The organism is Pseudomonas savastanoi, from assembly GCF_020917325.1.
Taxonomy (GTDB): Bacteria; Pseudomonadota; Gammaproteobacteria; order Pseudomonadales; family Pseudomonadaceae; genus Aquipseudomonas; species Aquipseudomonas amygdali.
The window spans coordinates 1,491,367-1,507,789 of the sequence record NZ_CP076652.1 but is presented as its reverse complement, the minus strand read 5'-3'; the positions used below and the strand labels follow the sequence as shown (position 1 = coordinate 1,507,789).

At 59.2% G+C, this 16,423-nt stretch carries 18 protein-coding genes; 10 read left to right on the top strand and 8 right to left on the bottom strand.

The window, feature by feature from the left end:
- Positions 1–118: 118 nt before the first annotated feature.
- Positions 119–349: a hypothetical protein gene (locus KP808_RS06695; protein WP_058399650.1), complete on the bottom strand. Its 231-nt coding sequence runs from the start codon at positions 347–349 to the stop codon at positions 119–121.
- A 233-nt stretch (positions 350–582) separates the two neighbouring features.
- On the opposite strand from KP808_RS06695, the gene KP808_RS06690 reads away from it, so the two are divergent.
- From KP808_RS06690 to KP808_RS06675, 4 genes are read left to right on the top strand one after another with little or no spacing between them, the layout of a single operon-like run.
- The gene (locus tag KP808_RS06690) at positions 583–930 is read left to right on the top strand and encodes an ArsC family reductase (protein WP_002554735.1); all 348 of its coding nucleotides are present in this window, start codon (positions 583–585) and stop codon (positions 928–930) included.
- Between the two features lie 47 nt (positions 931–977).
- Entirely contained in the window at positions 978–2,012 is a 1,035-nt protein-coding gene (dapD, locus tag KP808_RS06685; protein WP_002554736.1) for a 2,3,4,5-tetrahydropyridine-2,6-dicarboxylate N-succinyltransferase, read from the top strand.
- Positions 2,013–2,070: 58 nt separating this feature from the next.
- Entirely contained in the window at positions 2,071–3,276 is a 1,206-nt protein-coding gene (locus KP808_RS06680; RefSeq protein ID WP_057421386.1) for an aminotransferase class V-fold PLP-dependent enzyme, read from the top strand.
- Complete coding sequence (locus tag KP808_RS06675; protein WP_122259213.1) at positions 3,273–3,680, top strand: SufE family protein; 408 nt, start codon at positions 3,273–3,275, stop codon at positions 3,678–3,680. The genes KP808_RS06680 and KP808_RS06675 overlap by 4 nt, the downstream gene beginning before the upstream one ends.
- On the opposite strand, the gene tcdA is transcribed toward KP808_RS06675, so the two are convergent.
- Complete coding sequence (tcdA, locus tag KP808_RS06670; RefSeq protein WP_122259214.1) at positions 3,671–4,501, bottom strand: tRNA cyclic N6-threonylcarbamoyladenosine(37) synthase TcdA; 831 nt, start codon at positions 4,499–4,501, stop codon at positions 3,671–3,673. The two genes, KP808_RS06675 and tcdA, sit on opposite strands and share 10 nt — an antisense overlap.
- A 412-nt stretch (positions 4,502–4,913) precedes the next feature.
- Between tcdA and dapE the strand changes: the two genes are divergently transcribed.
- From dapE to KP808_RS06645, 5 genes are all read left to right on the top strand, one after another.
- Positions 4,914–6,065, top strand: a complete 1,152-nt coding sequence (dapE, locus tag KP808_RS06665; RefSeq protein ID WP_058399647.1) for a succinyl-diaminopimelate desuccinylase — start codon at positions 4,914–4,916, stop codon at positions 6,063–6,065.
- A complete protein-coding gene (locus KP808_RS06660) occupies positions 6,065–6,874 on the top strand; it encodes a putative RNA methyltransferase (protein ID WP_122259215.1) in 810 nt (269 codons plus the stop codon). Before dapE ends, KP808_RS06660 begins: the two co-directional genes overlap by 1 nt.
- A 19-nt stretch (positions 6,875–6,893) precedes the next feature.
- On the top strand, positions 6,894–7,271 hold the full coding sequence (locus KP808_RS06655) for a hypothetical protein (RefSeq protein ID WP_058407359.1): 378 nt from the start codon (positions 6,894–6,896) through the stop codon (positions 7,269–7,271).
- Between the two features lie 164 nt (positions 7,272–7,435).
- Positions 7,436–9,937: a glycerol-3-phosphate 1-O-acyltransferase PlsB gene (gene plsB, locus KP808_RS06650; protein ID WP_230017859.1), complete on the top strand. Its 2,502-nt coding sequence runs from the start codon at positions 7,436–7,438 to the stop codon at positions 9,935–9,937.
- Positions 9,938–10,369: 432 nt separating this feature from the next.
- Entirely contained in the window at positions 10,370–11,059 is a 690-nt protein-coding gene (locus KP808_RS06645; protein WP_230017857.1) for a DUF4197 domain-containing protein, read from the top strand.
- A 73-nt stretch (positions 11,060–11,132) separates the two neighbouring features.
- Here KP808_RS06645 and KP808_RS06640 read toward each other — a convergent pair whose 3' ends face one another.
- A complete protein-coding gene (locus KP808_RS06640) occupies positions 11,133–11,942 on the bottom strand; it encodes a class I SAM-dependent methyltransferase (RefSeq protein ID WP_230017855.1) in 810 nt (269 codons plus the stop codon).
- A gap of 96 nt (positions 11,943–12,038) precedes the next feature.
- Here KP808_RS06640 and KP808_RS06635 point away from each other — a divergent pair, with 96 nt between their 5' ends.
- Entirely contained in the window at positions 12,039–12,662 is a 624-nt protein-coding gene (locus tag KP808_RS06635) for an energy transducer TonB (RefSeq protein WP_122259217.1), read from the top strand.
- A 34-nt stretch (positions 12,663–12,696) separates the two neighbouring features.
- On the opposite strand, the gene KP808_RS06630 is transcribed toward KP808_RS06635, so the two are convergent.
- From KP808_RS06630 to adk, 5 genes are all read right to left on the bottom strand, one after another.
- Entirely contained in the window at positions 12,697–13,386 is a 690-nt protein-coding gene (locus KP808_RS06630; RefSeq protein ID WP_122280200.1) for an extensin-like domain-containing protein, read from the bottom strand.
- Between the two features lie 133 nt (positions 13,387–13,519).
- Positions 13,520–14,383 carry a DUF72 domain-containing protein gene (locus KP808_RS06625; protein ID WP_122280201.1) on the bottom strand — a complete coding sequence of 288 codons (864 nt, stop codon included), beginning with the start codon at positions 14,381–14,383 and terminating at the stop codon, positions 13,520–13,522.
- 2 nt (positions 14,384–14,385) lie between these two features.
- Positions 14,386–14,697: a hypothetical protein gene (locus KP808_RS06620; RefSeq protein ID WP_002554750.1), complete on the bottom strand. Its 312-nt coding sequence runs from the start codon at positions 14,695–14,697 to the stop codon at positions 14,386–14,388.
- A 237-nt stretch (positions 14,698–14,934) separates the two neighbouring features.
- Positions 14,935–15,609, bottom strand: coding sequence for a tRNA (adenosine(37)-N6)-threonylcarbamoyltransferase complex dimerization subunit type 1 TsaB (gene tsaB / locus KP808_RS06615; protein WP_058399639.1), 675 nt, complete (start codon positions 15,607–15,609; stop codon positions 14,935–14,937).
- A gap of 91 nt (positions 15,610–15,700) precedes the next feature.
- Positions 15,701–16,348: an adenylate kinase gene (gene adk / locus KP808_RS06610; protein ID WP_002554752.1), complete on the bottom strand. Its 648-nt coding sequence runs from the start codon at positions 16,346–16,348 to the stop codon at positions 15,701–15,703.
- Between the last annotated feature and the right edge of the window lie 75 nt (positions 16,349–16,423).

The window sequence follows — 16,423 nt, the reverse complement described above, 5'->3', positions numbered from 1 at the left end:
CAAGCAGTGCCTGCAGGGCGCTGGCCGACAGCCCTGCGGAACTCGCCAGTAACCGGATTTGAGCCATCGCGCCACGTACTTCACCCCGTGTGGCGCGATGGCTTTACAGCGATACCGGTCACTGTCGTGTTCGCAATTTTTCCGCAACCCACCCGACCGCCCAGCTTACCGGGTCATGGGACTGCATGGGCAGCAACGGCTTTCCTTCACGGGCGGCCAGCCTGCCTTGCGTCTCAGCCTCACCATGAATCCAGATCGTACTTTGCTTGAACCCCTCGGCACGTTGACGTTCCCTGTAATAACGTTGCCGGACAAGCGCTTCTTGACGCTTTCTCTCTTGTTCAGACATAACGCACCCAGCCTTTAAATGGAAAGCAATAATTGCCCGCCCGGGCTTGCCACTCAAGCGTGGAAGGGTGAAGTTTTCTTAATGACAGTTAGGGTTATTATCTAGTTTTTGTTCAGTCTTTGTACCAGCGCTGTCACAACACGATGCGGTCTGACGTGGCATAATACCCGGCTAAATTGCGAGGAGAGAAAGTGGGGAGTATCGAGCAAGATCAGCCACCCCACCCCAAAACGATGACTTACACTCTATTTGGCATCAAAGCCTGCGACACCATGAAGAAGGCCCGCACCTGGCTCGACGATAATTCCGTGAGCTACGATTTTCATGACTACAAGACACAGGGCATCGACCGGGAACACCTCGCGCAGTGGTGCAATGAACACGGCTGGCAGGTCGTGCTGAACCGCGCAGGTACTACCTTTCGCAAGCTCGATGACGGACAAAAGGCCGATCTCGATCAAGCGAAAGCCATAGAACTGATGCTCGCGCAGCCGTCCATGATCAAGCGTCCGGTGCTTGATCTGGGCAATAAAACCCTGATCGGCTTCAAGCCCGACCTGTATGCAGCGGCTTTACAGTAAGCCAGAGCGCTACTGAAAGCCCCTTGATAAAGCCAAGAGGTATTTACATGTCCACTACCCTGTTCAGCCTGGCCTTCGGCGTCGGCACTCAAAATCGTCAAGGCTCATGGCTCGAAGTATTTTACGCTCAGCCGCTGATCAATCCTTCCGTAGAACTGGTCGCGGCCATCGCGCCTGTTCTGGGTTACACCAACGGCAATCAGGCAATCACCTTCAATGTCGACCTGGCATACAAGCTGGCCGAGGCGGTCAAATCCGTGGACGCGACCCAGGCCGCGCTGCTGACTCGTCTGGCGGAAAGCCAGAAGCCGCTGGTTGCCACCCTGCTGGCTGAAGACGCAACCCTGACGTCGACTCCAGAGGCTTACCTCAAGCTGCACCTGCTGTCGCATCGCCTGGTCAAGCCACACGGCCTGAACCTGGCAGGTATCTTCCCGTTGCTGCCAAACGTAGCCTGGACCAGCCAGGGCGCGGTCGACCTCGCCGAACTGGCCGAACGTCAGCTTGAAGCACGCCTTAAAGGCGAACTGCTGGAAGTGTTCTCGGTCGACAAATTCCCGAAAATGACCGACTACGTCGTACCGAGCGGCGTTCGTATCGCTGACAGTGCTCGCGTACGTCTGGGCGCTTACATCGGCGAAGGCACCACCGTCATGCACGAAGGCTTCGTCAACTTCAATGGCGGCACCGAAGGCCCGGGCATGATCGAAGGCCGCGTTTCTGCAGGCGTATTCGTCGGCAAGGGCTCTGATCTGGGTGGCGGCTGCTCGACCATGGGCACGTTGTCGGGTGGCGGCAACATCATCATCAAGGTTGGCGAAGGCTGCCTGATCGGTGCCAACGCCGGCATCGGCATCCCGCTGGGTGATCGCAATACCGTGGAATCGGGTCTGTATGTGACCGCCGGTACCAAGGTCGCGCTGCTCGATGAAAACAACGAACTGGTCAAGATCGTCAAGGCACGCGAGCTGGCAGGTCAGAACGACCTGTTGTTCCGTCGCAACTCGCAGACCGGCGCAGTGGAATGCAAAACCCACAAGTCGGCCATCGAGCTGAACGAAGCACTGCACGCTCACAACTGATGCTGTGTGCGGGTTCAAGGCTGCGGCCTTGACCCCGCCTCCACACGCTGGACGAACAATGCCCCTCATTTCTCCCTGGCGTGGCGACTTCCCCGCTATCGCCGCCCTGCAACGGCAAGGCCAGACCTATCTGGACAACGCCGCCACCACGCAAAAACCCCAGGCGCTGATCGATGCCCTGACTCATTACTACGTCAACGGTGCCGCCAACGTGCATCGTGCCCAGCATCTGCCGGGCGCACACGCCACCCAGGCGTTCGAAGCCAGCCGTGGCAAGGCCGCGCACTGGTTGAATGCCGGCGAGAGCGGACAAATCATCTTTACCCACGGGGCCACTTCTGCGCTCAACCTGCTGGCCTATGGGCTGGAACATAGTTTCACTGCGGGCGACGAGATCGCCATCAGCGCACTGGAACATCACGCCAACCTGCTGCCGTGGCAGCAACTGGCTCAGCGCCGCGGCCTGAAACTGGTGATACTGCCACTCGATCCCGATGGCGTGATCGACTGCCATGCTGCGGCCAGCCTGATCGGCCCTCGCACGCGTCTGCTCGCAGTCAGTCAGTTGTCCAACGTGCTCGGCACCTGGCAGCCGCTCGCCCGCCTTATCGCACTGGCGAAGGCGCAAGGTGCGCTCACGGTGGTGGACGGATCACAAGGTGTGGTGCATGGACGCCATGATGTACAAGCACTGGGCTGCGACTTTTATGTATTTTCCAGCCACAAGCTTTATGGCCCTGAAGGGCTTGGTGTGCTGTACGGACGCAACGACGCGCTACCGAGCCTGACGCACTGGCAGTTCGGCGGCGAGATGGTACTGACCGCCGATTATCAACACGCGAAATTTCGCCCGGCACCGCTGGGCTTTGAAGCGGGCACCCCGCCCATCGCCAGCGTGATCGGTTTGGGCGCTACACTGGCTTACCTGGAAAGCCTTGATCATCAGGCGGTCGCGGAACACGAAGCAAATCTGCACCGGCGCCTGCTTGAAGGCCTGCAAAGGCGTGAAGGTATTCAGGTATTAGGCTCTCCGGACCTGGCACTGGCCAGTTTCGTCGTGGACGGCATACACAACGCCGATCTGGCTCATCTGCTGACCGAACAGGGTATTGCCGTGCGCGCTGGTCGTCACTGCGCGATGCCACTGTTCGATACGCTCGGCCTGCCCAGCGCAATTCGTGTTTCGCTGGCGCTCTACAATGATTCAGATGACTTGCTGCGGTTTTTCAGCGCACTGGATCAGGCACTGGAGCTGCTTCGATGAGCCTTCCCGCATTGGCGCAGACCGCGCTCGACAGTTTTTCCCAGCCACAGAGCTGGGAACAGCGCGCACGCCTGCTCATGCAATGGGGGGATCGCCTCCCCTCGTTGAGCGACGAAGAAAAGACGGGCGACAATCTGGTACACGGCTGCGAAAGCAAGGTCTGGCTGACCGGCGAAGTCAGCGCAGGTGCCTGGCTGTTCCGGGCCAGCAGCGACGCCCGGCTGATTCGCGGTCTGGTGGCGCTGCTGCTGGCCCGCGTTAACGGTCTGTCGGCCCCGGAGCTGGAAGCCGTGGACTTGCCTGACTGGTTCAGTCAGTTAGGCCTTGGTCGCCAGCTCTCGCCGTCACGCAGCAACGGCCTGAATGCCGTACTGCAGCAGATGCGCCAGCTGACTCAAGCCTGATCGGGCGTTGCAACCGCTGGCTTGACCCGCTCCGAAGGCCGTCGCGCACCTGCAACCAGCTTGTCCACTGCACGCGTGGCGGCGACCATGCCGAACGTGGCAGTGACCATCATCACCGCGCCGAAGCCGCCTGCACAGTCGAGCTTTACGCCCTCACCGACGAACTTCTTTTCCAGGCAAATGCTGCCATCAGGCTTGGGGTAGCGAAGTTGCTCGCTGGAAAACACGCAAGGCACGCTGTAGTGGCGGTTCGGTGTGCGTGAAAAGCCATAGTCGCGACGCAAGGTGGAACGGACCTTGGAAGCCAGCGGGTCGTTGAACGTGCGGTTCAGGTCGGCGATCTGAATCAGGGTCGGATCGATCTGCCCACCGGCCCCACCGGTGGTAATCATCTGGATCTTGCGCCGTTTGCACCACGAAATCAGTGCTGCCTTGGCGTTGACGCTGTCGATACAGTCGATCACGAAATCCATGTCCGGGGTGATGCACTCAGCCATCGTATCGCGGGTCACGAAATCAGACACCGCATGCACGATGCAATCAGGATTGATCGCGCGAATCCGCTCGGCCATCACTTCGACCTTCTGGCGACCGACCGTGCTGTCCAGTGCATGCAATTGGCGGTTGCTGTTGCTGACACAGACGTCGTCCATGTCAAACAGCGAAATCTCGCCGACGCCACTGCGCGCCATGGCTTCGGCCGCCCACGAGCCCACGCCGCCGATACCGACCACCGCCACATGAGCCGCGCGCAGGCGCGCCAGCCCTTCAATGCCGTACAAACGGGCGATGCCAGCGAAACGTGGATCTTCTGCGCTCATGATCAATACCTCAAAAACCGGCGCGCATTATAGGGGGTTGTCGGGGGTTAAGGCACCCGGCTTGTCGCCCCGTCGAAATCAGGGCTGACGGGGCAAAAACTATCTCGGGCCTCTCATATAACCCTTTCGCTCCGCACAAAGCCTCTACAAACATATTTGTCCGAGCAGCGAGCAAATAAGAGACGAGACGTCAGGTCCGGGCCTGAGATTCTGGATAGCCATGCTGTTCGCACAATTAATCCCTTATCTGGCAGCCATCATTATTGCCGTCCTGTCTGCTCGCACGACCCGCCCTCCCCTGTCGACTGCTTGACCTATCCACAGCGCACAATAAACGACGGCCCCAGGTCGTCGTTTTGCTTTAAGATATCCGCCTTTTCGCGCCCAAAGTCTTGCTACCGGAGTTCTGTACATGACTGCCCCTACCGACCTGTCGCCCACCCTTCAACTTGCCTGCGATCTGATCCGCCGCCCGTCAGTGACGCCGGTCGATGCCGACTGTCAGGCAGTGATGATGCAACGCCTGGGCAATGCCGGCTTCAAGCTGGAGCCCATGCGTATCGAAGACGTCGATAACTTCTGGGCCACACACGGCACTACCGACGGCCCGGTACTGTGCTTCGCAGGTCATACGGACGTGGTCCCTACCGGCCCGGTTGAGAACTGGCAGAACGACCCGTTCGATGCGTTGATCGACGAGCACGGCATGCTCTGCGGACGCGGTGCAGCGGACATGAAAGGCAGCCTGGCAGCCATGCTCGTGGCCGCCGAGCGCTTTGTAGCCGATCACCCGAATCACAAGGGTTCGGTGGCATTCCTGATCACCAGTGACGAAGAAGGCCCGGCGCACCACGGCACCAAGGCTGTCGTCGAACGTCTGGCAGCGCGCAAGGAGCGTCTGGACTGGTGCATCGTCGGCGAACCTTCGAGCACCACGCTGGTGGGCGATGTGGTCAAGAACGGGCGTCGTGGCTCGCTGGGCGCCACCCTCACCGTGCGCGGCAAACAGGGCCATGTGGCTTACCCGCATCTGGCGAAGAACCCTATTCACCTAGCAATGCCGGCACTTGCCGAACTCGCCGCAGAGCACTGGGACCACGGTAACGATTTCTTCCCGCCGACCAGCTTCCAGATCTCCAACCTGAACGCCGGCACGGGTGCAACCAACGTCATCCCGGGCGATCTTGTAGCGGTTTTCAACTTCCGCTTTTCGACCGAGTCGACCGTCGAAGGCTTGCAGCAGCGTGTCGCCGCCATCCTCGACAAGCATGAGCTGGACTGGCATGTGAACTGGGCGCTGTCCGGCCTGCCGTTCCTGACCGAGCCGGGCGCATTGCTGGATGCCGTGTCGTCCAGCATCAAAAGCGTCACGGGCCGCGACACCAAAGCCTCGACCAGCGGCGGAACCTCCGACGGCCGATTCATCGCAACCCTGGGTACGCAAGTGGTTGAGCTGGGCCCGGTCAACGCGACGATTCACCAGGTCAACGAGCGGATTCTGGCCAGCGACCTCGATGTGCTGACCGAGATCTACTACCAGACCCTGGTCAAGTTGCTCGCCTGATGCTGACCTGCCCGATCTGCTCTGCGCCGCTCAGTACCGCCGACAACGGCGTGGTATGTCCGGCCAACCACCGCTTCGACCGTGCACGTCAGGGGTATCTGAACCTGTTGCCGGTGCAGCACAAGAACAGCCGCGACCCTGGCGACAATCAGGCCATGGTCGAGGCGCGACGCGACTTTCTCAACGCCGGGCACTACGCTCCGGTAGCCCGGCGTCTGGCTGAACTGGCCGCCGAGCGATCCCCCGCGCATTGGTTGGACATCGGCTGTGGCGAAGGTTATTACACCGCGCAGATTGCCGAAGCCTTGCCTCATGCCGATGGCTATGCGCTGGACATCTCCCGTGAAGCGGTCAAGCGCGCCTGCCGTCGTGACCCGACGCTGACCTGGATGGTCGCCAGCATGGCGCGTGTGCCACTTCCGGATGCCAGTTGCCAGTTTCTGGCCAGTGTGTTCAGCCCGCTGGACTGGCTTGAAGCCAAACGCTTGCTGACGCCAGGCGGCGGACTGATGAGGGTTGGTCCGACCAGCGAACATCTCATGGAGCTGCGTCAGCAGCTTTACGATGAGGTCCGCGATTATGCCGACGACAAGCACCTGTCTCTGGTGCCACCCGGCATGCAGCTGCAACACAGCGAAACCCTGCGCTATACGCTGAAGCTGATCGACGGCCAGTCCCGTGCCGATTTGCTGGCCATGACGCCTCACGGGTGGCGCGCCAGCGCCGAGCGCCGGACTGCCGTCATTGAGCAATCAGGACCTTTCAAGGTCACCGTTTCCATGCGCTACGATTATTTCGTGCTGCAATAAGCATTCAACAGAGGCACCCATGCGCCAACCCGATATCGAGATTTACCTGAAAGACGAAGACGTCGACCACAAGGCTATCGCCCAATGGCTGAGCGTCGCCCTGGGCCCGTGCAGCGACTGGAACCAGAAAGGCCAGACCTGGAAGTGCAAGGCCGGCAATGTGACCGTAACCTGGCTGCCCAGAGCAGTCGGCAAATGGAACAGTCTGCATCTGGACAGCGATCAGACCCCGTGGGAAGACGACATCGCCTGCGCCCGCGCCGCATTCAAGGCCTTGAACGTCGAAGTCCGTTGCGCCCCGGGCACCTGGGTTGAAGAAGAAAGCGACGAGACTGCCGACCGCTGGATACGCGTGAGTGCCGACGGCGAGGAAGAAATCACCTGGCGCACTTCGTAAGCCTTTCGCAGCGACGGTATCAGGATGTGCCGTCGCGGCTCTCAAAGGTGGCCGCTCAGTCTTTACTCTTCTACAGACACCAGGCTTTTTGCCGATCGCTTCGGGATACGTCACACTGACACCCATCTCGGGCAGTCGCCCGTCCCTTACTCAGCAGAAGCCGTATGACCCGTTCTCCGTTCCGTCGTCTTGTGTTCGGCACCCTGCGCCGATTGTTGTATCTCTGGGTGCGCTCGGAAACCATCAATCAGTCGTCTTTTACGCTCAACCTGGACCGTAGCCGTCCGGTGTTCTATGCCTTGCAGTCGCCGTCTATAAGCGATCTGGCGGTGATCGACACTGAATGTCGCAAGGCTGGCCTGCCTCGCCCCGTATTGTCGGTAGCGGTCGGCAACCTGATAGAGCCAGCTGCATTCTTTTACCTGACCCCGGCGCCTGACTGGCTTGGCCGCCAGGACAAACGCGGCGCACCGCCGACACTGGAACGTCTGGTCGCAGCCGTGAGCCAGAACCCCGGCGAAGATGCGCAGATCATCCCGGTCAGCGTGTTCTGGGGCCAGTCGCCAGACCGCGAGTCCAGCGCCTGGAAACTGTTGTTCGCCGACAGCTGGGCGGTAACCGGCCGGTTGCGCCGTCTGGTCAGCATCCTGATTCTGGGCCGCAAGACCCGTGTACAGTTTTCCGCGCCCATTCACATCCGCGAGCTGGTGGGTGAAAACAAAGGTTACGAACTGACCCTGCGCATGACCCAGCGTCTGCTGCGCGTGCACTTTCGCAACCTGAAAAGCGCGGTCATCGGCCCGGACGTTTCGCACCGGCGCACGGTGGTCAAAGGACTGCTGGACGAGCCGCTGGTCAAGCAGGCGATCATCGAAGAAGCCGAACGGGAGAACATCACCCAGGACAAGGCACGGGACCGGGCGCTGAGCTACGGCAACGAGATCGCCTCGGACTATACCTATTCCGTCATCCGCTTCATGGAAGTCGTCCTCAGCTGGTTCTGGAACAAGATTTACGACGGCATCAAAGTCAGCCACATCGAAGGCGTGCAGGAAGTGGCACCAGGGCATGAAGTCATTTACGTCCCTTGCCACCGCAGCCATATCGATTACCTGCTGCTGTCCTATCTGTTGTTTCGCAACGGGCTCACGCCGCCGCACATCGCTGCTGGCATCAACCTGAACATGCCGGTCGTCGGCAGCCTGCTGCGCCGTGGCGGGGCGTTTTTCATGCGCCGCACATTCAAGGGCAACCCGCTGTATACAGCGGTTTTCACCGAGTACCTGCACACGCTGTTCATCAAGGGTTTCCCGGTCGAATACTTTGTCGAAGGCGGTCGCTCGCGGACCGGGCGAATGTTGCAGCCCAAAACCGGCATGCTCGCCATCACCCTGCGCAGCTTCCTGCGCAACTCGCGGATGCCGATTGTGTTCGTTCCGGTGTACATCGGCTACGAGCGCGTGCTGGAAGGCCGTACTTATCTGGGCGAATTGCGCGGAGCGACCAAGAAGAAAGAGTCGATCTTCGACATTTTCAAAGTCATCGGTGCGCTGAAGCAGCGTTTCGGCCAGGTATCGGTGAACTTCGGCGCCCCCATCAAGCTGGCCGAATTCCTTGACGGCGAACAACCGGACTGGCGCGAACAGTCGCTGGCACCGCAATTTCGCCCGGAATGGCTGAGCGAAACCACTCATCGGCTGGGTGAGCGTGTGGCCCAGCACCTGAATGAAGCCGCCGCTGTCAACCCGATGAACCTGGTTGCTGTGGCCTTGCTGTCAACGCAAAGGCTGGCGCTGGACGATCAGGCCATGGAGCGTGTTCTCGACCTCTACCTGACGTTGCTGCGCGCCGTACCTTACTCACCACACACCACATTGCCGGAAGGCGACGGGCGCTCACTGATCGAGCACGTCAAAGGCATGGACCTGCTCGCCGAACAAAAAGATGCACTGGGCAAAATTCTGTACCTCAACGAACAGAATGCAGTCCTGATGACGTACTACCGCAACAACGTCTTGCACATCTTTGCCCTGCCCTCACTGCTGGCCAGCTTTTTCCAGAGCTCGTCGCGCATGAGCCGCGACCAGATTCTGCGCTACACACGTGCGCTGTATCCATTCCTGCAATCGGAACTGTTCATTCGCTGGCCGCTGAGCGAGCTGGATGAGGTGGTCGATCAATGGCTGGCTGCGTTCGTCGAGCAAGGCTTGCTGCGCTTCAAAAAGGACGTCTATGTGCGTCCGGAGCCCAGCTCCCGCGAGTTCGTGCTGCTGACCCTGTTGTCACGGGCCATCGCGCAGACCCTGCAGCGCTTCTACATGGCAATCGCCTTGTTACTCAACAGTGGACAGAACACATTGAGCGCCGAACAGCTGGAAGACCTGTGCACGGTCATGGCCCAGCGCCTGTCTATTCTGCATGGCCTTAATGCACCAGAGTTCTTCGACAAGAGTCTATTCAGGCACTTCATCCAGACCTTGCTGGACCTGGGCGTGCTGCGCAAGGACAGCGCCGGCAAGCTGAGCTATCACCCGATGCTGGGCGAACTGGCAGAAGGTGCGGCCAAGCGGGTGTTGCCGGCCGAAATCCGTCTGTCGATACGGCAAGTGGCGTTACACAGCAATGAAGAAGAGCAGGATGCGGGAAATGGTGAAGGGGTAGCGTAGGGCTTTTCCGCAATTAGCCGGGGATCTTTAGACACGTGTTTTATGCTCCCCGGCCGCTGCTAAGGTGTGGTTTGTACCCATGACTGGTACTCATCACACTCAATAAGAAATTGAAATGTCCAGCGACCCCCTGGTAAGTGAAGCCCGCGAAAAACAGATTACCCAGCAAGTGCCATTGCCGTTTGAACTGGGCTATGCCGCAGGACCAGAGCGGTCTGAAGATCAAGGTCATTCAAGTGAACGGTTGATTGTTCTTCGCTGCAAAGGCTTTCATCAACGGCGCGTTTTCAGCGCGCCGTTGATGTTTTTGTTGCTGCGCACCGCATCATTTCCATCGGCACTAAACAGCACTGTTTCCTTTCGGGCTTCGGGTGGATACCGCAAGTTCCTGATACGCTTGATCCCGTACCCACTTCTCACAAGGACGCTCTCATGCCTCGCTTTTCGTTCACCTTCGCTGGTCTATGCGCCGGTCTGCTGCTGTCGGCCAACGTCTTCGCCCTGTCGCTGAACGACCTCTCGCAATCGGATGCGACCGGTGGTCTCAAAGACGCGCTGACCCAAGGCGCACAGGTCGCGGTCAAACAGCTCGGAGTTCCCGGCGGTTTCAGCAAGAATGAAGCGGTGCGTATCGAGCTGCCAGGCAAACTCGGTCAGGTCGCGAAAAAAATGAAAATGCTTGGCATGGGTGCTCAGGTCGATCAGCTGGAAACCAGCATGAACCAGGCCGCCGAAGCTGCAGTGCCTCAGGCTCAGGCGTTGTTGGTAGACGCCGTGAAAAAGATGAGCGTGACCGACGCCAAGGCCATTTTAAGCGGCGGGAAGGACTCGGCAACCCAGTACCTCAACAGCACCAGCCGCGAACAGATCCGCGCCAAGTTCCTGCCTATCGTCAAGAAATCTACCGATCAAGTCGGTCTGGCACAGAAGTACAACGCATTCGCTGGCAAGGCGGCGGCACTTGGCGCGCTGGACAGCAAAAATGCCAACCTTGAAAGCTACGTGACCGAACAAGCGCTGAACGGGCTGTTCGAGATGATTGCAAAACAGGAAGAAAGTATTCGCGCCAACCCCGCGGCAGCCGCTACAGGCCTGGCGAAGAAGGTATTTGGCGCGCTTTGAGTGCAGGGTTAGCGCCTGTATTCACGGGCGCATCTGCGTTTGATTCGGGCTCAGGCCGTCGACGCTACAAGCGCTATGCACCGCTATCGTCTGTGACTGCCTTAGGCTTCAAGGCCTTCTTCGGGTAGATGTCGTAGCGGCTGGATTTTCCATCCAGCGCATAACCTGGCTTGGGCCCGTCAATGCATGGGGCCTTGCGCGGGCGTTTGACCACAACACGGTGAGTGGCAAGCGCAAGAGCCGCTTCCAGCAACGCAGGCGCATCCATGTCATCGCCGACCAGAGGCCGGAACAGGCGCATTTCCTTTTTGACCAGAGCGGTTTTTTCCCGATGCGGGAACATCGGGTCGAGGTAAATGACCTGCGGCGGCTCCGCTGTCCAGCCACGAATGATTTCAATGGAGTTGCCGGTCAACAGCTGCATCCGCGCAACGATCGAACCCACGTCACGATCATCGCGTCCGCGCGCCAGACCGTCTTCCAGCAGTGCAGCAATAATCGGCTGACGCTCGATCAGGCTCAGCTCGCAACCAAGACTCGCCAGCACGAACGCATCCTTGCCCAAACCTGCCGTAGCATCCAGCACGCTGGGACGAACGCCTGGCTGAATACCGACGGCCTTGGCAATCATTTGCCCGGTGCCACCGCCAAACAGACGACGATGTGCCACTGCACCCTCGACAAAATCAACTCGCACAGCGCCAGGCGCATCGTCGCCCAACTGCTGCAATTGCAGGCCATCGTCGGTTGATTGCAACGCAAAATCAGCTTCAGCGTCGTGCAACGGCAAGCCTAGACGCTGCGCCCAATGCTCCGCCTGCTCCTGCCCTGCGACCGCGAGCGCTTCGACCCGGATACGACTGCCTGTTTGCTGCTCAATCATTACGCCCACACACTCAAAAATTGTTAATGATCGGCAAAGTCTGCCGATAACCAAGTATCCGGCATTTTGCCAGACCCAAGGCCAGTACTGATCGCTATGTCAGAGATTGTTCAATCATCCATCGGCTATTTGTCGCACTCAGGCGACTATAGCGTTCGCAACAGCCGCACACTGGGTGGTGTGACGCAGCTGTGGTCGGATGCATTTGCCCGAGCGATGGCGGATCAGGTCAGCGAAAGCACTCCAGTGCCGGTGCACCCGACGGCCGTTGAAGTGGATGTTGAAACAGGCGAACCGGTCGCTGGCGCAAAAACCCTGAGCAAGATTGTCGAGCAACGGGCCTGCCCGGTCACCGACACCGAGGTCAAACCACCTGAGCCGCTGTTCCTGCCAATTGCGGAGTTCGACCTTGACTTGCTGCCGCCGCCTGCCGAGCCCTTCAGCATGGCTGAGCTGATCGAACAACAACGTCATCTGGAATTCGAGAGCCACTGGGTACGCCCTACAGTTCTGAACCCGTACAGCGACAGCGTCAACCCGGGCCCCGGCCCTCAACCACGCCCATTGCACCTGCCAATCGCCGAATTCGAATGGGAACTGGCCGACAAGCCTGCCCTGCCCCTGGATGAGCAGACCATTGCTGCCCAACAACGCCAGTTCGACTACGAGAACGGCTGGGCTCGCCCGCTGATCCTGCAGAACCTGCGGATGGCGGCATAAGCCCCAACGCTCTTGCCGGCAGCTTAAAGGCTCGCTACCTACACACCGACCAGCGCCCCATGTCGACGTGAAAATGATCACGATGCGCCGCGTTGTACTCAGGCCCGAGCACCGTACTGAAGTTTTTGCAGGCGCCGTCACGTAACAGCCTCAGAAAACGCCCCTTGTCCCCTTCGTCGTCCCAATCCTTGAGAACCCCGATGCGCTGACCGTCTGCGAGGCGAAAACCTGCCATATCCAGTGCATTGGCGGTCGCGTGCTGGCTGAGCCGAGCATTGGCGCGGTTGTAGATGTTGCGGCAGGCAAAGCTGCCCAAATGATCGATCCGCGCTACCCGCTGGCCGAAAACAGCCTGGGCGGCGGGTTGCAAGGTGTGAATATCAAACAGCGCATAGGCGACCGCCAACGGGCAACTGGCCAGGAAGCTGCTGCTCAGCGCCACGTCGCCGCCCTGAATGCGCAGGGTATTTTCCAGAGGGCAGCGAGCAGAAGGTTCACTGTCGGCCTGACGACTGAAACGCAGCCCGGACGTACTCAGCACCTGGTCGCACAGCGCAGGGTCGTTCTGCAGTCGTGACAGCTTGTAAGACGTCAGGAAGTTGGGCTCGGCCCGCACATCCAGCGGCGTCCAGGGGTTCCAGCGCGCAGGTACATCGACCCAGCCGCGCCAGACTGCGAACGCCCCCATTGCACAGATCAGCAGGAATACCAGAAGCACACGCATGCTCAGCCCATGCCCCAGACAACAGGGGTGAATTTGAAGAAGGGTTTGTAAATGGCAAGCAAACAGCGCAGTTGCGAATCCATTAGCGGGCTCTCCACAAGGTCGGGCTCTGTCAACCCACACCTGGAAGACCTCAGAGCAAGCCCAACTGTTCCACCTGAGGCCCGCGATCCAGCTCGAACAATGCCGGCAAGCCAGGCAATCGCGCCATTAGTTGCTGGTGAAAGCGCATGGCCTGCTCGGCAGCCTTGATGTTGTCAGGGGTGTGCAGGAAGACATAAGGCGTGCGCCCCTCTTCGATCCACACGGCGACCTTTTCCACCCACTGCACCAAAAACTGATCATTGGCCTTCAGGTCAGGACCGCCGATGAAACGGACCTGGGGAAACAGCGTCAGCGCAGCAGGACGAGGCGGCACCTTGGGCTTTTTCGATTGCGCGTGCAGGACTGCGGGATCGCTCGAGACACAGCTGAACAATGCCCGGGAGTCGAGACAGATGCGCTCGACGCCTCGATCCAGCAGCAGGCGATTGAGCATGCGCTCTTCATCACCCTTCATGAAAAACGCGATGTTGCGTACTTCTACGGCGAGCGGCACATTGAGTTCATCAAGAAAACCGGCCAGCTCGGCCAGACGCTGCGGTGTAAAGCTGGCGGGCAACTGCAGCCAGAACGGTGCGATCCGCCCACCCAGAGGCGCAAGCAGACGGATGAATTCCTCAGCTGCGCCCACCTGCTCACGAAGGTCGCCGTTATGACTGATGTCTTTATGGAATTTGGCGGTGAAACGAAAATCATCGGGCATCGTTTCTGCCCAGCGCTGCACTGTAGTGGCGGCGGGACGGGCGTAAAATGTGGTGTTGCCTTCGACAGCGTTGAATACCTGAGTGTAGAGATCCAGGAAATCATTCGGGCGGGCATCTTCGGGATACAGCGAATCGCGCCAGGCGTTTTCACTCCATGACGGACAACCTAGGTAGTAAGGCAGGCGAGACACGGTCAAACGTGAAGATCGAGCCCCGATACTTCAAGGTCCCAATCGACAAAGCTGGCGGTGGTCAGGTAGCTGGCCAGCGCGTGAGCGACACGAGAGCTCATGGAGCGCGGGAAAATGATGTCTTGTGGACGCGCAGGCACGTTGGCAGTGCTGCCAATCGGTGAATCACCCGCGTCGCGACGAGCCTGCGCCGGAGGCGGCGGCAACTCGGCATCAACTACGACTTCCTCGAAAGAACCTTCAACGGTCGAAGGCGTCTTCTGCGGCTTTCGCTTGATGGGGTAAGAGCGTGATGAGGTTCCGTCTATGCGCATCGATTATATACTCGGCGTCGATAGTGGCAATTTAGCGTTACTGCCTTGTAGTTCGCAAATTGCTTAACGATAACTAGACCACACATATTGCAAATTGTTTTCGCCAAATGAGATTAAAGACCATTCAGACGATAAACGGTAGATGGCGAATTGATATTTTTCCAGCTATAGACGGAATAGTATGACTTGGACAGGCACGACAGCAGAACACTGTGGCGTGCCTTGAAGCCAATCACATCAACGCGCTTTGGGCGTTGCAACCTTATCGCGCAGATAGACCGGCTGGGCGTCGTCTGCCGGCAGGGCTTCGCCACGCGCCCAGGCGAAGGACGCCAGCGTCAGCAAGTCCTGCGCATGGGGCAGCATGCCTGCGTCATGACCGGCCAGACTGACCGGGATGCGCTCGGCATAGCCCCAGCCAGTACCGGCTCCAAACCATTGTCCACTGGTGTGCGCAGGCAGTGTCGCCAACTCGGGCGCCATGACCGCCTCGTTGCCGAGCAGACGCATCTCCCCGGCTGTCTCGTGATAGCAACCCCAATACACCTCATCCATGCGCGCATCAATGGCCGATGCCACCTGGGACACGCCATGCTCACGAAAGGCACGCTGGGCCAGCACGGCAAGATTGGAAACAGGCAATACCGGGCGCTCCAGCGCGAACGCCAGGCCTTGCACGACACCAATGGCAATGCGCACGCCGGTGAAAGCGCCAGGGCCGCGCCCGAACGCGATGGCATCCAGCGCCGACATCGCAATGCCTGCCTCGGCCATCAGGCTTTTGATCATGGGCAGCAGCCGCTGGGCATGCAGGCGCGGGATCACCTCGTAGTGGCTCAGCACTTTGCCATCGTGCAGCAAAGCGACCGAGCAGGCTTCAGTGGCGGTGTCCAGGGCCAGCAAGGTGGTCATCGGTGTTTCCGTCATGGTCAGGGTGAAAAGTGCAGCAGTATAAATGACAAATGGCCCGCAAGCGGGCCATTTATTGTTCAGACTGAAAGTCTTACTTCAGGGCTTCCAGTACTTTTGCAGTGATCTCTTCAACCGAGCCGACGCCAGGAATATGGCTGCATTTGGGCTTGCCATCCTTCGCTTCCAGCTTGCTGTAGAACTCGACCAGCGGCTTGGTCTGGGCATGGTAGACCGACAGGCGATGGCGCACGGTCTCTTCGACGTCGTCCTTGCGCTGCAGCAGCGGTTCGCCAGTCACATCATCGATACCCTCGACTTTCGGCGGGTTGAAGATGGTGTGATAGATGCGACCAGAGCCTTCGTGAACCCGGCGGCCCGACATGCGCTTGACGATTTCTTCGTCATCAACGGCGATTTCCAGCACGTGGTCGATTTCCAGACCTGCTTTCAACAGGGCTTCGGCCTGAGGAATGGTGCGCGGGAAGCCGTCGAACAGAACGCCGTTCGCACAATCCGGCTGGGCCAGACGATCCTTGATCAGACCAATGATCAGGTCATCGGAAACCAGACCACCCGAGTCCATGACGCTCTTGGCCTTCAGGCCAAGCTCGGTTTCAGCCTTGACTGCAGCGCGCAGCATGTCGCCTGTCGAAACCTGCGGGATGCCGAACTTTTCAGTGATGAATTTTGCCTGAGTACCTTTACCGGCCCCGGGAGCTCCTAGCAGAATCACGCGCATCGTCATGCTCCTCAAAATTTTTATAGTGAAATCAACGGATTCGCCTCGGGGGCCAATCTAAAAATAATCAGGCCA